Origin of the sequence: Halomonas sp. 11-S5 (assembly GCF_029889825.1) — a bacterium.
GTDB lineage: Bacteria > Pseudomonadota > Gammaproteobacteria > Pseudomonadales > Halomonadaceae > Halomonas.
Map to the genome: position 1 here is coordinate 44,663 of NZ_JARANW010000006.1, position 13,902 is coordinate 58,564.

Below are 13,902 nucleotides of genomic sequence, written 5' to 3' on the forward strand. Positions count from 1 at the left end.
CGGACTAGCCGGGGTCCGGGGCGCCGCCCCGGGCACTGGTGTCGCCGGCAGGGTCGGCGACACCCGCCTCGCCGGGCCGCCGGCCGCTGGCGTCGCGGGCCTCGGCGCCTTCACCTGTCCCGTCCAGGCGGCCCCCGCCACGCCCTTCCATGCTCACGCTGAGCCGCGGCACGCCGAGGTCGACGGACTGCGTCTCCATGCGCTGCTTGAGCAGCAGGTTGAAGGCCCGCGCCACATCCCACTGCATCTCCGGGGCGGTCCGGAAACGCATGCGCAGGATGGCGCAACCGTCCTCGAAACTGTCGATGCCCTGCATCTCCAGCGGCGACCAGATGTAGTGGCGCATCATGGGATCCTGGCGCAGTGCCTGGGCGGTCTCTTGCATCAGGGTGGTGGCATCGTCGATCTTCATGTCGAAGGGGATGCGGACCCGCATCAGGGCGACGCCGAACTGGCGCGACATGTTGTGGATGGAATCGATGCGGCTGAAGGTGATGATATGGACGATGCCGTCCAGGTCACGCAGGCGCACGGTGCGCAGGGTCAGCCCCTCGACGGTGCCCATGTGACCGTTGATCTTGACGAAGTCATCCACCGCCAGCGAATCCTCGATGAGGATGAAGATGCCGGTGATCAGGTCCTGCACCAGGGTCTGGGCGCCGAAACCGACGGCCAGGCCGATCACCCCGGCACCGGCCAGCAGCGGGGTGACGTTCACCCCGAGGTTGGCCAGGCCGACGATAGAGGCGATGATCACGATGGTGGCGAAGATGATGTTGCGAATCATCGGCGTGATGGTCTGCGCCCGAGCCAGGTTGACCCGCCGCCCGCGGGCTCGCGCCGGGCTGGTCAGGGCGCGCTGGATGGCGGTGTCGGCGAAGATCCAGATCAGCCAGGCCAGCAACACGGTGAAGCCGATGGCCAGCAGGGCCTGGCCGATGCGTACGCTGGCCACCCCCTGCTGGCCGATGCCGATCAGCGAGCCTCCCCACACCTGCAGCGAGAGCTCGGCGAAGGCGATCCAGGCGAGCACGTGGGCCAGGGCATAGCCGAAGCGTTCCAGGCGCCTGCGGTAGTCGCTCAGCCGGCGGCGCTTCGAGCGACCCTCGCCGTGCCGGCGGATCAGGCCGGTGACCACCAGGGTCAGCACCAGCAGCGACGCCGAGATGATCGAGCGGGCCAGCGCCGTGCCCACGTCGCCCACGGTGATGAAGATCGCCAGCAGCGAGCCCCCCACCAGCAGCAGGGCCGGCACGTGCCACAGGCCGCCCATCAGCCGCATCACCTCTGAGGCGCTGCCCCTGTCGCGCCGCACGGAATAGGGGCGGTTGCGGATCAGGTGCTTGATCGGGCGCTTGAAGCGCAGAATGAAGCGCCCGCTGATCATCGCCGCCACCACATTGGATAGCACCGACATCAGGCTCGCCAGGTCGCTGCCGATGATCCCCGAGAGGCGGGTGGAGTTGAAGGCATCACCCAGCGCGATCAGGGCGCCGATGATGAACAGCGGCCTCAGGCTCTGCTGCTGCAGGATCTGCACGGCGATGAAGCGATGGCCGCTGGTGAACACCGAGATCACCGTCTCCACCACCACCGACAGGGTGCGCCCGCACAGCGCCACATAGGCGATCACCAGGGTCGCGGTACGTCCCGAACTCTCTGGCACCAGCTGGGCAATGCCCAGCACCAGCGCAAAGGCCAGCGCCCAGGGCAGCATGCGGCGCAAGAAATGCACCACCAGCAGCCAGGCCCGGGGCTCGCGGGGCAGGTCCAGGGGCCAGCCCCGACGCCTGGCCAGCAGCCGCCCCAGGGCGATCAGGATCACCAGCAGCCCGGCCCAGATCACCAGCAGCACGGCCAGCTCGATAACAAAGCGCAGCAGCTCGGCATTGCCGGTCTGCACCACCAGGGCCACCAGGTCGGACCCGCCCTGCTGCAGCTGGCGCTGCCACTCGTCCACCGGCGACCGGCCGGCCTCGGCCTGTGCGCCGAGGTCGCTGATGGTCTCCGCCAGGGCACCGAGCAGCCCCTGGGGACGGGTGATGCCGGTCTCTTCGGCGGCCGGGTCGTGGGCCTGCTGCAGCTGGCGCAGGTTCTCCAGCAAGGCCTGGCGCTGGTCGGCATCCTCGAGGGTGGCGATCACCTCGTCCAGCGAGGCCTGGAAGGCCTGGGGATCGTGGGCGGCCGGCTCATCGCCGCTCCCCGGCGTCAGGCCGGACAGGGGCAGCGGCTGGGCCGAGGCCGCCGTCGACAGCAGCAGCGTCAGTAGCAGCCACAACAGCAGGCCGCGAACGACAACGAACAGGCGGTACGCGTCAGGCACTCTCGCGACTCCCCCTCTTTCGACTCCCTGGCATTTCATCTCCCTGGTCTCTCGTTTCTCTGGCGTACGGAGGGCGGCGCGTGCCGCATCCAAGATTCCCGAAGCAGTGTGATAGGCTGCCGACAACATGCCTACAGGATGCCGACATGACGCCGCAACCGCCACCCGAAGCCCGCAATGCCGACGGCGAGACGCGTCGCGTCGGCGTCGAGATCGAGTTCGCCGGCCTGCCCCTGCGACAGACGGCCGAGCTGGTGCGCGAGCTGTTCGGCGGCGAGGTCGAGGTGCTCAGCCCCCACCGCCTCAAGGTCGCCGGGAGCCGCTGGGGCGAATTCGGCATCGAGCTGGACACCCAGTACGCCCACCCGGACCAGACCGTGGTGGATGCCGAGGCCGCCGGCGACAGCGAATGGGAGCGCATGCGCCTGGACTTCCACGCCCGGACCCGCGAGCTGATCGGCGACGTGGTCACCGGCCTGGTGCCCACCGAGATCGTCTGCCCGCCGGTGCCCTGGGACGAGCTGGAGGAGCTCGACGCCCTCTTCGAGGCGCTGCGCACCCACGGGGCCAAGGGCACCGAGGCCAGCCTGCTCTACGGCTTCGGCCTGCACCTCAATCCCGAGGTACCAAGCCTCGAGGCCGAGAGCCTGCTGGCCTACCTGCGCGCCTACCTGCTGAGTGCCGCCTGGCTACGCGAGCAGATCCACGTGGATATCACCCGCGAGGTGCTGCCCCATGCCAACCCCTTTCCCCGGGCCTATGCGCTCAGGGTGCTCGACCCGGACTATGATCCGGACCTCGACACCTTGATCGACGACTACCTGGCCGACAACCCGACCCGCAATCGCGAGCTGGATCTCTTTCCGTTGTTCGCCTATCTGCGCCCCGACCATAGCCATGCGCTGCTGAGCAACAAGCTGGTCAAGGCACGACCTACCTTCCACTACCGCCTGCCCAATGCCCAGCTCTCGGAACCCGGCTGGGGGGCAGTGACGGAGTGGAACCGCTGGCTGGAGGTCGAGCGCCTGGCCACCACCCCGGAGACCCTGGCCGAGCGCAGCGCGCAGTTTCTCGCCCGCCACCGGCCCTCGGCACCGCGCCGCTGGCTGACCCGCCTGCGCCGCTGGGTATCTCGCCAATGAGCCGCGCGACGCGTCCACTGATCGGTATTACCACCTCCGACGCCAAGAGCCGGATTGCCTGGTGGTTCGACTGGTTTGCCGTCTGGCGCCACGGCGGCCGACCGCGGCGGCTGTCGCCCTCGCGACCCTTCCCGGACACGCTCGATGGCCTGATCATCGGTGGCGGCGACGACATCCAGGCCCACCTCTACGGCGACGAGATGCGCCTGGACGTCCGCGTCGACCCACAGCGCGACGAACTCGAGCTCAAGCTGCTGGAACGCTTCATTCCGCTAGGCAAGCCGGTGCTGGGCATCTGCCGCGGCGCCCAACTGATCAACGTCTACCAGGGCGGTACCCTGGACCCGGACATCTACACCACCCATGAGGGGCTCAAACGCCGGCGCACGGTGCTGCCGCGCAAGACCGTGGACATCGTCGCCGACAGCCAGCTCTACCGGATCCTCGAGGTCACCTGGTGTCGCATCAACAGCCTGCACCACCAGGCCGTGCACCGGACGGGAAAGGGCATCGAGATCGTCGCCCGGGATCGCGATGGCCTGGTGCAGGGCATTGAGTCTCGCGAGCACGATTTCCTGATCGGCGTGCAGTGGCACCCGGAGTGGCTGGTCTTCAACCGTCCCCAGCAGCGGCTGATCCGCGCCCTGGTGGAGGCCGCCCAGCGCGGCATCGCACCGCCATAGCTCGGCCGGGGGCATGAGCAGCGCCCTGGAAAGCGCATCGCTCGACACGAAGAGCCGGGGCCACCCTATGGTGGCCCCGGCGCGATGATACTTGCCCGGCCGATCAGGCCGGGGCCGGTTTCAGCCTTCCAGCTTCGCCGACAGGCTGATCTCGGCGTTGAACAGCTTGGAGACGGGGCACCCCTCCTTGGCCTTGTCGGCCGCGTCCTGGAAGGCCGCCTCGTCGGCACCGGGGATCTTCGCCACGGTGTCGAGGTGGATGGCGGTGATGGCGAAACCGCCCTCGACCTCCTCCAGGGCCACCTTGGCCTCGGTGGCGATGCGCTCGGCGGTCAGGCCGGCCTCGCCCAGGATCAGTGACAGGGCCATGGAGTAGCAGCTGGCATGGGCGGCACCGATGAGCTCCTCGGGGTTGGAGCCCGCCTCGCCCTCGAAGCGCTTGGCGAAGCTGTAGGGAATGTCCTGGATCACGCCGCTCTGGGTGGACACCGTCCCCTTGCCGTCCTTGAGGCCGCCCTGCCAGACGGCGCTGCCGGATTTCTTGATGCTCATGTCGACTCCTTCTCGTTATCAGGGGTAAAGCGTTGCCTTTTCACCATACACCATGGGGATGCCCCCCTCCTGGTGCAAGGGAATCGCTGCCCACATACCGGGGGCGAATCGCCCATCCGATGGCCGTTGACCTTCGCCTCTCCCCGTGCCATCTGCAGCCAGGCATGGCGGAGGGTCGGCGTCTTCGCCTGTTCACCGGCATCGAACAGCCCTGCATAGAGGTTGACGTCCTGGTTCACGCTGACAGCGCCGTCACGCCCCTCCTGGGAGACGACCAGGCGCCACTGTCCCTGTCGTTCCTGCGCAGGAAAGGCCTTCTGTTGGTAACTGGGGGCGATGCCGTGTTGCTGCGGCTCGATCCAGATCTGCAGGAAGTGGAGTTCCTCGCTGGAGGAGTGATTGAATTCGCTGTGCAGCACACCTGTGCCGGCCGACATGCGCTGTACATCGCCAGGGCGCATGACCGCCCCGTTCCCCATGCTGTCCTTGTGGGCCATGGTGCCCGACAGGACATAGGAGATGATCTCCATATTCCGATGCGGGTGGGTACCAAAGCCCGCACCACCCTGGACGCGGTCTTCATTGATGACACGAAGCCTCCTGAACCCCATATGGTCGGGGTCGAAGTAGTTGGCGAACGAGTATGTTCCTCCTTTCCTGAGAGCGGGATACGTCCTGTCACTACGAGACAACTCGCTCATAGGTGGATGGGTCAGTGTTCATAAAAATCGGCAAGGCCCCACCTTGACCAGGACCTTGCCGACTCGTTGTTTTAGGGGCTTATCGGGAGATGATACTGAGCGTCAATCGTTGGCCTTGAGTCGCGCTGCCACCTTGGCCACGGTCTCGCCCTGGAAGCGGGCAATGGTCAGCTCACGATCATCGGGCTGGCGAGAGCCATCACCTCCGGCGATGGTGGATGCCCCATAGGGGGTGCCGCCGCCGACCTGGGAAATATCGAACAGCTCCGGGGTGGCATAGCCGATCGGCACGATGATCATCCCGTGGTGCGCCAGGGTGGTCCAGGTCGAGGTAATGGTCATTTCCTCGCCCCCTCCGGTACCGGTGGAGGTGAAGACACTGGCCACCTTGCCCACCAGGCCTCCATTGGCCCATAGACCCCCGGTCTGGTCGAGGAAGGTGCGCATCTGGCCGGCCATGTTACCGAAACGCGTTGGCGTGCCGAAGATGATCGCATCGTAGTCGGCCAGCTCCTTGGGAGAGGCCTCCGGGGCCTGATGGTCGGACTTGCCACCGGCGGCCTTCAGCGCTTCCGGGTCCATGGTTTCCGGTACGCGCTTCACCGTCACCTCGACGCCGTCCACCTGGCGTGCACCGTCGGCAATATTGTTCGCCATCGTCTCGATATGGCCGTACATGGAGTAATAGAGAACCAGTACCTTGGTCATGGGTTGTACCTCCTGGGTGGTGCTGCGGGCTTTCGGTCTTCCAAACAAACGGGCAATTGCCTCGGTCAGCGATGCCATGGGGCGTCTCCGGTGAGTCCGTGAGGCTAATCCTGATGCCAGTCTTCTCTACGAGCGCCCAGCAAAGGCACCGTAGCACTAGCCTGGCATGAGACCTGGAGAATTGCTGATACCAACTGAACGAATACGTCGATCAACTCCTTGCAGCAATTCTGGCCAGGCTAGGATGTCGCTCTTATTTGGTCGCTTTTCGGGCCGGGGTCAGCGGGCCGCCAGCCAATTCGATGGCTTGTGTGTGATGGTCTTTCGCGTTCAGGGTAGCGCGGGCTTTCGCCATGGCAGTGCTGTTTCCGTCATTCCCGATAGCCCCGGAAATATCCATCATCGGGACATGCGCTTCGTTACCCTGGCGTGTTGCCTGGCGGGAAGTGGACAGTGGTTCGTTCAACTGCAGGGTGAGCACGGATGCCTGCCCGGCCTGTGCGGCCACCGGGATCGCGGCGATCATCAGGGCTGAAAGGATCGGCTTGAGTTTCATGATGTGTTTCCTTTGCTTCGATTCAGAGAGAGGCTCTCGACTGGTGACAAGCATGCTAATAGATCAACCATTTCGAACAAAAGAGACTTGTATCGCATTTATCATTCGACAATATCGATTATTTTGACGTCTTGGTCGCGACAGCCCCGCGGAGCTGAACACTCGAGCCGACCAGAGCCGAATTGCAGCGGTTGCCGAGGTCGATTGCACCGGCGAAGCTCAACGACCAGAATAATTGAAAAATATTTCCAAAATTATTCAGACGGGAGATCCCCATGCCGACACCGCCCAGCGTGCGACTCGCCGCCACAGACCGTGAAGCGGCCCGCGAACTGCCGGCCATCGGCCAGGGCACCTGGTACTTGGGCGAGGGGCTGGCCCCTCGCCGCGACGAGGTACGCGCCCTGCAGCATGGCCTAGCCCACGGCCTCACCCTGATCGACACCGCCGAGATGTATGGCGATGGCGGCGCCGAGGAGGTGGTGGGCGAGGCGCTCGCGGATCGTCGCGATGAGGCCTTCCTGGTCTCCAAGGTCTACCCCTGGAACGCCGGGCGCGACAGCGCCATCGCTGCCTGCGAGGCGAGCCTCAGGCGTCTCGGTACCGACCACCTCGACCTCTATCTGCTGCACTGGCCGGGCAGCGTGCCGCTTGCGGAGACCCTGGAAGCCTTCGAGCGGCTGCGCGAGGCGGGCAAGATCCGCCGCTTCGGGGTCTCCAACTTCGACGTGGACGAGATGGCGGCGCTGACCGCCCTGCCCGGCGGCGCGGCCTGCGCGGTGAACCAGGTGCTCTACCACCTGGGCTCGCGGGGCATCGAGCACTCGCTGTTGCCCTGGCAGCGCGCGCAGGGCATCCCCACCATGGCCTACTGCCCGCTGGCCCAGGCCGGCAGTCTACGCCGCGACCTGCTCACTCATCCGGAGGTGACGGACATTGCCGCGGCGCACGGCATCACCCCGGCCCAGCTGCTGCTGGCCTGGGCAATTCGCCCCAGCAACGACAAGGCAGGCGATGTCGGACGCGACGTGATCGCCATTCCCAAGGCCACCCACCTGGCGCACGTGGAACAGAACGCCGCCGCGCTGACGGTCAAGCTGGATGCCGAGAGCCTGGCCCGCCTCGACGCCACCTTCCCGGCACCGAGGCGCAAGACCCGGCTGGATATCGTCTAGGCTCTCGGCCCTGCAACCTAGCCGCGCAGCCTGGCCAGCGCCTCGGAGAGCACCTCGTGGCCCAGCTCGCGCATCACCGCGATATTGCGCTCGGGAATGCCCGCCGGGTCCGCGTGATGAGCCAGGGCCCGTTCCAGCCCCGCCTCGCGCAGCAGGTGCCACATCGGGAAGGGTGAACGGTTGGTGAAGTTGGCGGGGTCCTCCGGCTCGGCGTCCGCGAAGACGTAGTCCGGGTGAAAGCTCGCCAGCTGGTAGGTACCCTCGTAGCCCTGCTCGGCCAGTAGCGCCTCGGCGACGTCCAGCAGGTCCAGGTAGTCGTCGAAGGCCTCGAGTCCCTCGGTGAGCACCAGCAGGGTGGTCTCCACCTCGGGCGTCTCGTCCAGGTGGCGACACGCATCAAACAGCGTCAGCAGTGCCGCCTCGCGGTCGTGGGCCGGCACCGCCAGGTAGCGGACGCTGTCGCGGGCCACCTCGCGGCCGGCGAAGGGACAGACGTCGCGGGCGACCACGAAGGTCTCCACCCAGGCACGGGTGGCCGCGAGGGGATCGGGGCGAGAGGCGTTCATGGCGGGCATCCAGGCAGGGAAGGGGCCGCCATGGTCCGCCGCCCGACCGCGGTTGGCAAGCCGCAGACCTGTCGGCGGCTGACCGGGCTCATCTTTGTCATTTTCCCCGCTTCTGATCACGCCGCGAGGCCAGGCGATCCGCCAGCCGGGTCGGCTCCGGTAGCTTGGTGCGCCCCAGGCAACGGGTGACCCACTCCAGCGCCGTGGGCAGCGACACCCGATGCCCTGGCGAAACGAAGATCGGCTTTACCTTGACCCGCGAACGCAGCACCGTGCCGATCACCTCGTCATCCGGGCCGTCCACCAGCGGCGTCCAGTCGCCCCTCGCTGGCCCCGGCTCGCCATGGCGGCCACACAGCCGCGACTTGGCCACGCCGATGGTGGGCAGGTCGAGCCACAGCCCCAGGTGGCTGGCCACGCCGATGCGCCGCGGATGGGCGATGCCCTGGCCGTCTACCATCACCAACTGCGGTGTCACCTCCAGCCGTTCGAAGGCCGCCAGCGCCGCCGGCACCTCGCGAAACGACAGCAGCCCCGGCACATAGGGCATGCGCGTCGGCTCGCGATGTACGACCTGCGCTACTATCTCCAAGGTTGCCGGATCGAACGCACCCGACACATCCGGCGGCCAGGCCAGCACCACCACCGCCGCCCGGGTGATCGCACCATTCTGCTCGAAGCCGATATCCACGCCGGCGAGATGGCGCACCGGGTCCAGGCGGTCGGCACGTTCCACGCGACCGGCCAGGCGCTTCTGCAGCGCGATGGCCTCGCTCGGGGCGAGGTTCCAGTCGTGCAAGGGGAAAATGGACATCGGGGCTCCCTGATTCATCGGCGTCGCTCGGGTTAGACTACGGCTTTTGCCGCGTGACGGACCACCGGGGAGCCGATGCTGAGACTGATCCACACCGCCGACTGGCACCTGGGCCAGAGCTTCCATGGCCAGGAGCGCCACGTCGAGCACCGCGCCTTCCTCGCCTGGCTGCTCGACACCCTGATGGCGCGCCGTGCCGACGCCCTGCTGGTGGCCGGCGACATCTTCGACGTGGTCAACCCCTCGCTGGCCGCCCAGGCGCTGCTCTACGACTTCATCGTCAGTGCCCACGAGCGGCTGCCCAAGCTCGATATCGTGCTGATCGCCGGCAACCACGACAGCGGCAACCGCATCGAGCTGCCCGCCCCGCTGATGCGCCGGCTGCGCACCCACGCCCTGGGCCGGGTCCGCTGGCTGGACGACGGCACCCTGGATGCCGAGCACCTGCTGGTCCCGCTCACCGACGAGGAGGGCGAGACCCGGGCCTGGTGCCTGGCGCTGCCCTTCCTGCGCCCCGCCGAGGTCACCGGCGCGTCGCTGGCAGGCGAGGCGACCGACGAGCAGGCACCCAACGACTATGTCACTGGCATCAGCCGCGTTCACACCCAACTGATCGAGGCCGCCCGCGGCAGGCGCCAGCCCGGCCAGGCGCTGGTGGCGATGAGCCACGCCCACCTGCACGGCGCGGCCGTTTCCGAGGCCAGCGAGCGGCCCATCGTGATCGGCGGCGAGGAGTCGATCTCCGCCGCCCTCTTCCCGCCGGAAATCGCCTACGTGGCGCTCGGCCACCTGCACCGCGCCCAGCAGGTCGGCGAGGCGCGCATCCGCTACAGCGGCAGCCCCCTGCCGCTGGACTTCAGCGAGGTGGCCTACCCCCATCAGGTGGTGGAGGTCACCCTCGACGGCGAGGCGCTGGCCACGGCCGAGACGATCCCCGTGCCGCGACCGGTGGCCATGCTCCGCATCGGCCCCGGGCCGCTCGACCAGGTGCTGGCCGAGATCGAGGCCCTGGAGGACGACAGGGAACTGCCAAGAGAGCAGTGGCCCTGGCTGGAGGTGCGCGTCAAGCTCGACGCCCCGATTCCCGACCTGCGTGCCCGGGTGGAGGCGGCCCTCGAGGGCAAGGCGCTGCGCCTGCTGCGCCTCGAGCGCCGCCTGCCCAAGGTCGAGGGTGAGGCGGCGTCGGCACGGGTCGACCTGGAGAGCCTCGGCCCGCGCAAGCTCTTCGAGCGTACCTGGGCGGCACGCTGGGGCCAGCCGCCGGAGGCGGACGTGCTCGCCGACTTCGACCGGCTCTGCCAGGACGTGCTCGACGCCGACGATGCCGACGCGGCAGCTGACAAGGAGGAGCGCCCATGAGGATCCTCGCCCTGCGCCTGGAGAACCTGGCCTCGCTGCCCGGCCCCCTGGAGCTCGACTTCACCGCCGCCCCGCTGCGCGATGCCGGCCTCTTCGCCATCACCGGCCCCACCGGGGCCGGCAAGAGCACCCTGCTCGACGCCCTGTGCCTGGCGCTCTATGGCGGCACGCCACGGCTGCGCCAGGCGCCGGCCCGCGACAGCCAGATCGACGACACCCCGGACTCCACCCTGACCACCAGCGACCCGCGCACCCTGCTGCGCCGCGGCACCGCCGCCGGCTACGCCGAGGTCGACTTCCTGGGCCGCGACGGGCGCCGCTACCGCGCCCGCTGGGCGGTGCGACGCGCCAGGGAGAGGGTCGGGGGCAAGCTGCAGAAGGCCGAACAGTCGCTGCGCGACCTCGACGACAACCGCCTGCTCACCACCCAGAAGCGCGAATTCGACCGCCTGCTGCCGGAGCGCCTGGGGCTCACCTTCGACCAGTTCACCCGCGCCGTGCTGCTCGCCCAGAGCGAGTTCGCCGCCTTCCTCCAGGCCGACGACAACGAACGCAGCGACCTGCTCGAGCGCCTCACCGGCACCGCCGAATACTCGGCGATCTCCATAGCCGCCTACCACCGCGCCAGCGAAGCCCGCAAGGCCGTGGAGGCCCTGGAAGCCAAGCTCGCCGACGACCGGCCTGCCGAGCACGAGGCCCGCGCCGAGCTGGAGCACGCCGCCAAAGCCACCCAGCAAGCACTCACTGACCTGCAGAGCCAGGCGGAATCGCTCAAGGCGCAGAGCCGCTGGCACGACGACGATGCCCGGCTGCACGAGGCCTATCATCAGGGCCTGGCCCAGCAGCAGACGGCCGAGGCGGCGTGGCAAGCGCTCGCCGACCTGCGCGCCGACCGCGAGTGGCGCCGGCTGATCGCCCCGCAGCGCCACGCCCTCACCCGCCAGGCCGCCCTGCCTGAGGAGATCGCCGCCCTGGAGGCGAGCCACGCAGAGACGAAGCGAGGGCTGAGCGACGCCGAGCGCACGCAGGAACAGGCCCGCCAGGCCAGCGAGACCACCGAACGCGCCCTGACAGAGGCCGGCGAGGCGCGGCGAGAGGCCGAACCCGCCCTGCGCGAGGCCCGCGACGAGGCCCAGCGCCTCGCCACCCACCAGAAGCAGCTCGCCGACCTGGAGGCGACCCGCACCCGACAGCAGACCCAGGCCGATACGCTTGCGCGCGAGCACCGCAAGGCCGAGGCAAACCAGCAGGCCCGACAGCAGCAACGCGACGACTGGCAGGCGACCCTGACGCGGTTAGTGGGCACTCACTCTCACCTGGATGACGCCCGCCAGGCCGCCCAGCGGAACCACGACCAGGCCGCCCAGCGCCACCTGGCCCTGGGCGAGCTGGCCAGCCGCTGGCAGGAGTTCGGCCGCGCGGAGCAGACCCTGGCCCAGCTAGTCCGCCGGCTCGGCGACGACGAGACCCGAAGGAACAAGCTCCTGACCGAGGGCCAGAGCGCTCGCCAGGCCTTGGACCAAACCCAAGCGCACCTCGACAGCGTCGGCGCGCTGATCGATCGCAGCCGCGCCGTGCGCAGCGAGAGCGTGGTCCAGCTGCGCGAGGCCCTGCAGGAAGGCGAGCCGTGCCCCGTGTGCGGCGGCCTCGATCACCCCTGGCGCCAGCACCCGCCGGCAACGCCGGAGGCCGCCCAGATCAAAGCCCAGGAAACGGAGGAGACACGCCAGCTCGGCGAGGCCCGCGAGGCGCGCGATGCGGCCCAGCGGCAGCGCGACGAGCTGCTGGGCGAGTACCACGCCGTGGAGGCCGCGCTCCGCCGGCACCGTCAGGATCGCGAAGGGGCCGAGCGGCAACGGGACGCCGCCCGCCAGGCCCTGGAGACGCACCCCCTGCAGCAGGAACTCGCCGTCATCGAGGCGAGTGAGCGCGACGCCTGGCTGCAGGCCCAGCGCAAGGCGAGCGAGACCCTCCGCCGAAAGGCGCGTCAGCAGCTGGACGAGCTGGCCCGAGCCGAGGCCGAGTTGGCCCCGCTGGCGCAAGCCCTGCAGGAGGGCCGGGTGGCGTTGGCGCGCCTGGAGGCCGAGAAGGCAGGTGTCGACAAGCAGCTGGCCGAACTGGACGAGCAGCTGCCGCCGCTACGGAAACAACGCGACGAGCTCGCCCGCGCCCTCGCCGCCCGGCTCGGCGAGTACGCCTCGCCGGACGCCTGGCAGCAACAGCTCGACGCCCATCAGGATCAGGCCCGCCAGGCACGCGACAATACCCAGGCACGCTGGCACGCCGCCCAACAGGAGCAGCAGCGCCTCGCCCAGCGGGCCGAGCACGAGGCCGACCGTCTCGAACGACTGCGCCAGGAGCTGGGAACCCTCACCCGCGAGCTTGCCGACTGGCGAGCAGCGCACCCCGCGCTCACCGATGCCACCCTCTCGCGACTGCTCGCACAGACCGAGGAGGACGCCCGCGACGAGGAGCGGCGCATCGCGGCGACCGACCAGACCCACCAGCGCGCCGCCGCCACCCTGGCCGAACGGCGCGACGCCCTGCTGCGCCACCGCCGCGACCAGAGCTTGATCGAGAGCATCCACGACGAGGCGCTGATCAGCGACGCCGTGGCCGAGGAACTACGCCGCCGCCGGGAGGCCCTGGAGGAGGCCCGGGCCGAGCTGGCGCCCCGCCTGGAGGAGGCCCAGCGAGCCCGCGACAGCGCGGCCTTCGCGCTGAGCGACGACAACCGCAAGCGCGAACGCCGCCAGGCCGGCCAGGCCGAGCTGGAGGCCGCCCAGGCCGAGTTCCGCCGCTGGGGCCAGATCAGCGAGTTGATCGGCTCCGCCGACGGCAAGGCGTTCCGGCGCATCGCCCAGGCCTACAACCTGGAGCAGCTGCTGGAGCACGCCAACGCCCACCTGGCCGGCCTCAGTCGACGCTACCGGCTGGTGCGCGGCGGCAGCCCCCTGGGCCTGCTGGTGGAGGACTTCGATATGGGCGACGAGCGCCGCTCGGTGCACTCCCTTTCCGGCGGAGAAACCTTCCTGGTCTCCCTCGCCCTGGCCTTGGGGCTCGCCTCCATGGCCTCGGGAGAACTCACCATCGAGTCGCTATTCATCGACGAAGGCTTCGGCAGCCTCGACCCGCAATCCCTGGCGCTCGCCATGGAGGCCCTGGACGGCCTGCAGGCGCTGGGCCGCCGCGTAGGCGTGATCTCCCACGTGCAAGAGATGCACGAGCGCATTCCGGTGCAGATCCAGGTGGAGCCGCTGGGCAACGGAACGAGTCGGGCGAGGTTGGTCAGCGTTTGAAGACTCGAGCCGTTCGCGCCCCCA

General features: G+C 68.7%; 12 protein-coding genes. 5 read left to right on the top strand and 7 right to left on the bottom strand.

The features are described from left to right. Nucleotides 1-4: 4 nt before the first annotated feature. Nucleotides 5-2,362 (bottom strand): mechanosensitive ion channel family protein, encoded by a 2,358-nt coding sequence (locus OP497_RS06660; protein ID WP_280547364.1) that lies wholly within the window; start codon nucleotides 2,360-2,362, stop codon nucleotides 5-7. Nucleotides 2,363-2,469: 107 nt separating this feature from the next. On the opposite strand from OP497_RS06660, the gene OP497_RS06665 reads away from it, so the two are divergent. Together OP497_RS06665 and OP497_RS06670 are read left to right on the top strand one after the other, a co-directional pair. Then, nucleotides 2,470-3,465, top strand: coding sequence for an amidoligase family protein (locus tag OP497_RS06665; RefSeq protein WP_280547365.1), 996 nt, complete (start codon nucleotides 2,470-2,472; stop codon nucleotides 3,463-3,465). Then, nucleotides 3,462-4,148: a type 1 glutamine amidotransferase gene (locus tag OP497_RS06670; protein WP_280547366.1), complete on the top strand. Its 687-nt coding sequence runs from the start codon at nucleotides 3,462-3,464 to the stop codon at nucleotides 4,146-4,148. Before OP497_RS06665 ends, OP497_RS06670 begins: the two co-directional genes overlap by 4 nt. A gap of 120 nt (nucleotides 4,149-4,268) precedes the next feature. Here the strand turns inward: OP497_RS06670 and OP497_RS06675 are convergent, their stop codons facing one another. The 4 genes from OP497_RS06675 to OP497_RS06690 all read right to left on the bottom strand — a co-directional run bounded on the left by OP497_RS06675 (nucleotide 4,269) and on the right by OP497_RS06690 (nucleotide 6,665). After that, nucleotides 4,269-4,700, bottom strand: coding sequence for an OsmC family protein (locus tag OP497_RS06675; RefSeq protein ID WP_280547367.1), 432 nt, complete (start codon nucleotides 4,698-4,700; stop codon nucleotides 4,269-4,271). Continuing rightward, entirely contained in the window at nucleotides 4,697-5,401 is a 705-nt protein-coding gene (locus OP497_RS06680) for a pirin family protein (RefSeq protein ID WP_280547368.1), read from the bottom strand. The genes OP497_RS06675 and OP497_RS06680 overlap by 4 nt, the downstream gene beginning before the upstream one ends. Before the next feature lie 102 nt (nucleotides 5,402-5,503). After that, on the bottom strand, nucleotides 5,504-6,109 hold the full coding sequence (gene wrbA, locus OP497_RS06685) for an NAD(P)H:quinone oxidoreductase (protein ID WP_280547369.1): 606 nt from the start codon (nucleotides 6,107-6,109) through the stop codon (nucleotides 5,504-5,506). Nucleotides 6,110-6,362: 253 nt separating this feature from the next. Beyond that, nucleotides 6,363-6,665, bottom strand: coding sequence for a hypothetical protein (locus OP497_RS06690; protein WP_280547370.1), 303 nt, complete (start codon nucleotides 6,663-6,665; stop codon nucleotides 6,363-6,365). A 275-nt stretch (nucleotides 6,666-6,940) separates the two neighbouring features. Between OP497_RS06690 and OP497_RS06695 the strand changes: the two genes are divergently transcribed. Then, a complete protein-coding gene (locus tag OP497_RS06695; protein ID WP_280547371.1) occupies nucleotides 6,941-7,840 on the top strand; it encodes an aldo/keto reductase in 900 nt (299 codons plus the stop codon). Between the two features lie 17 nt (nucleotides 7,841-7,857). On the opposite strand, the gene OP497_RS06700 is transcribed toward OP497_RS06695, so the two are convergent. Together OP497_RS06700 and nfi are read right to left on the bottom strand one after the other, a co-directional pair. Next, nucleotides 7,858-8,406, bottom strand: coding sequence for a DUF1415 domain-containing protein (locus tag OP497_RS06700; RefSeq protein WP_280547372.1), 549 nt, complete (start codon nucleotides 8,404-8,406; stop codon nucleotides 7,858-7,860). 97 nt (nucleotides 8,407-8,503) lie between these two features. Next, the gene (gene nfi, locus OP497_RS06705) at nucleotides 8,504-9,220 is read right to left on the bottom strand and encodes a deoxyribonuclease V (RefSeq protein ID WP_280547373.1); all 717 of its coding nucleotides are present in this window, start codon (nucleotides 9,218-9,220) and stop codon (nucleotides 8,504-8,506) included. 75 nt (nucleotides 9,221-9,295) lie between these two features. Between nfi and OP497_RS06710 the strand changes: the two genes are divergently transcribed. Together OP497_RS06710 and OP497_RS06715 are read left to right on the top strand one after the other, a co-directional pair. Then, nucleotides 9,296-10,579 carry an exonuclease SbcCD subunit D C-terminal domain-containing protein gene (locus OP497_RS06710; RefSeq protein WP_280547375.1) on the top strand — a complete coding sequence of 428 codons (1,284 nt, stop codon included), beginning with the start codon at nucleotides 9,296-9,298 and terminating at the stop codon, nucleotides 10,577-10,579. Further along, a complete protein-coding gene (locus tag OP497_RS06715) occupies nucleotides 10,576-13,878 on the top strand; it encodes an AAA family ATPase (RefSeq protein ID WP_280547377.1) in 3,303 nt (1,100 codons plus the stop codon). Before OP497_RS06710 ends, OP497_RS06715 begins: the two co-directional genes overlap by 4 nt. Nucleotides 13,879-13,902 lie beyond the last annotated feature (24 nt).

Excerpts from the sequence above, each read along its gene's own strand:
- OP497_RS06675 (WP_280547367.1), bottom strand. The coding sequence starts at position 4,700 with ATGAGCATCAAGAAATCCGGCAGCGCCGTCTGGCAGGGCGGCCTCAAG.
- OP497_RS06665 (WP_280547365.1), top strand. The coding sequence starts at position 2,470 with ATGACGCCGCAACCGCCACCCGAAGCCCGCAATGCCGACGGCGAGACG.
- OP497_RS06670 (WP_280547366.1), top strand. The coding sequence starts at position 3,462 with ATGAGCCGCGCGACGCGTCCACTGATCGGTATTACCACCTCCGACGCC.
- nfi (WP_280547373.1), bottom strand. The coding sequence starts at position 9,220 with ATGTCCATTTTCCCCTTGCACGACTGGAACCTCGCCCCGAGCGAGGCC.
- OP497_RS06695 (WP_280547371.1), top strand. The coding sequence starts at position 6,941 with ATGCCGACACCGCCCAGCGTGCGACTCGCCGCCACAGACCGTGAAGCG.
- OP497_RS06710 (WP_280547375.1), top strand. The coding sequence starts at position 9,296 with ATGCTGAGACTGATCCACACCGCCGACTGGCACCTGGGCCAGAGCTTC.
- wrbA (WP_280547369.1), bottom strand. The coding sequence starts at position 6,109 with ATGACCAAGGTACTGGTTCTCTATTACTCCATGTACGGCCATATCGAG.
- OP497_RS06680 (WP_280547368.1), bottom strand. The coding sequence starts at position 5,401 with ATGAGCGAGTTGTCTCGTAGTGACAGGACGTATCCCGCTCTCAGGAAA.
- OP497_RS06690 (WP_280547370.1), bottom strand. The coding sequence starts at position 6,665 with ATGAAACTCAAGCCGATCCTTTCAGCCCTGATGATCGCCGCGATCCCG.
- OP497_RS06700 (WP_280547372.1), bottom strand. The coding sequence starts at position 8,406 with ATGAACGCCTCTCGCCCCGATCCCCTCGCGGCCACCCGTGCCTGGGTG.
- OP497_RS06715 (WP_280547377.1), top strand. The coding sequence starts at position 10,576 with ATGAGGATCCTCGCCCTGCGCCTGGAGAACCTGGCCTCGCTGCCCGGC.
- OP497_RS06660 (WP_280547364.1), bottom strand. The coding sequence starts at position 2,362 with ATGAAATGCCAGGGAGTCGAAAGAGGGGGAGTCGCGAGAGTGCCTGAC.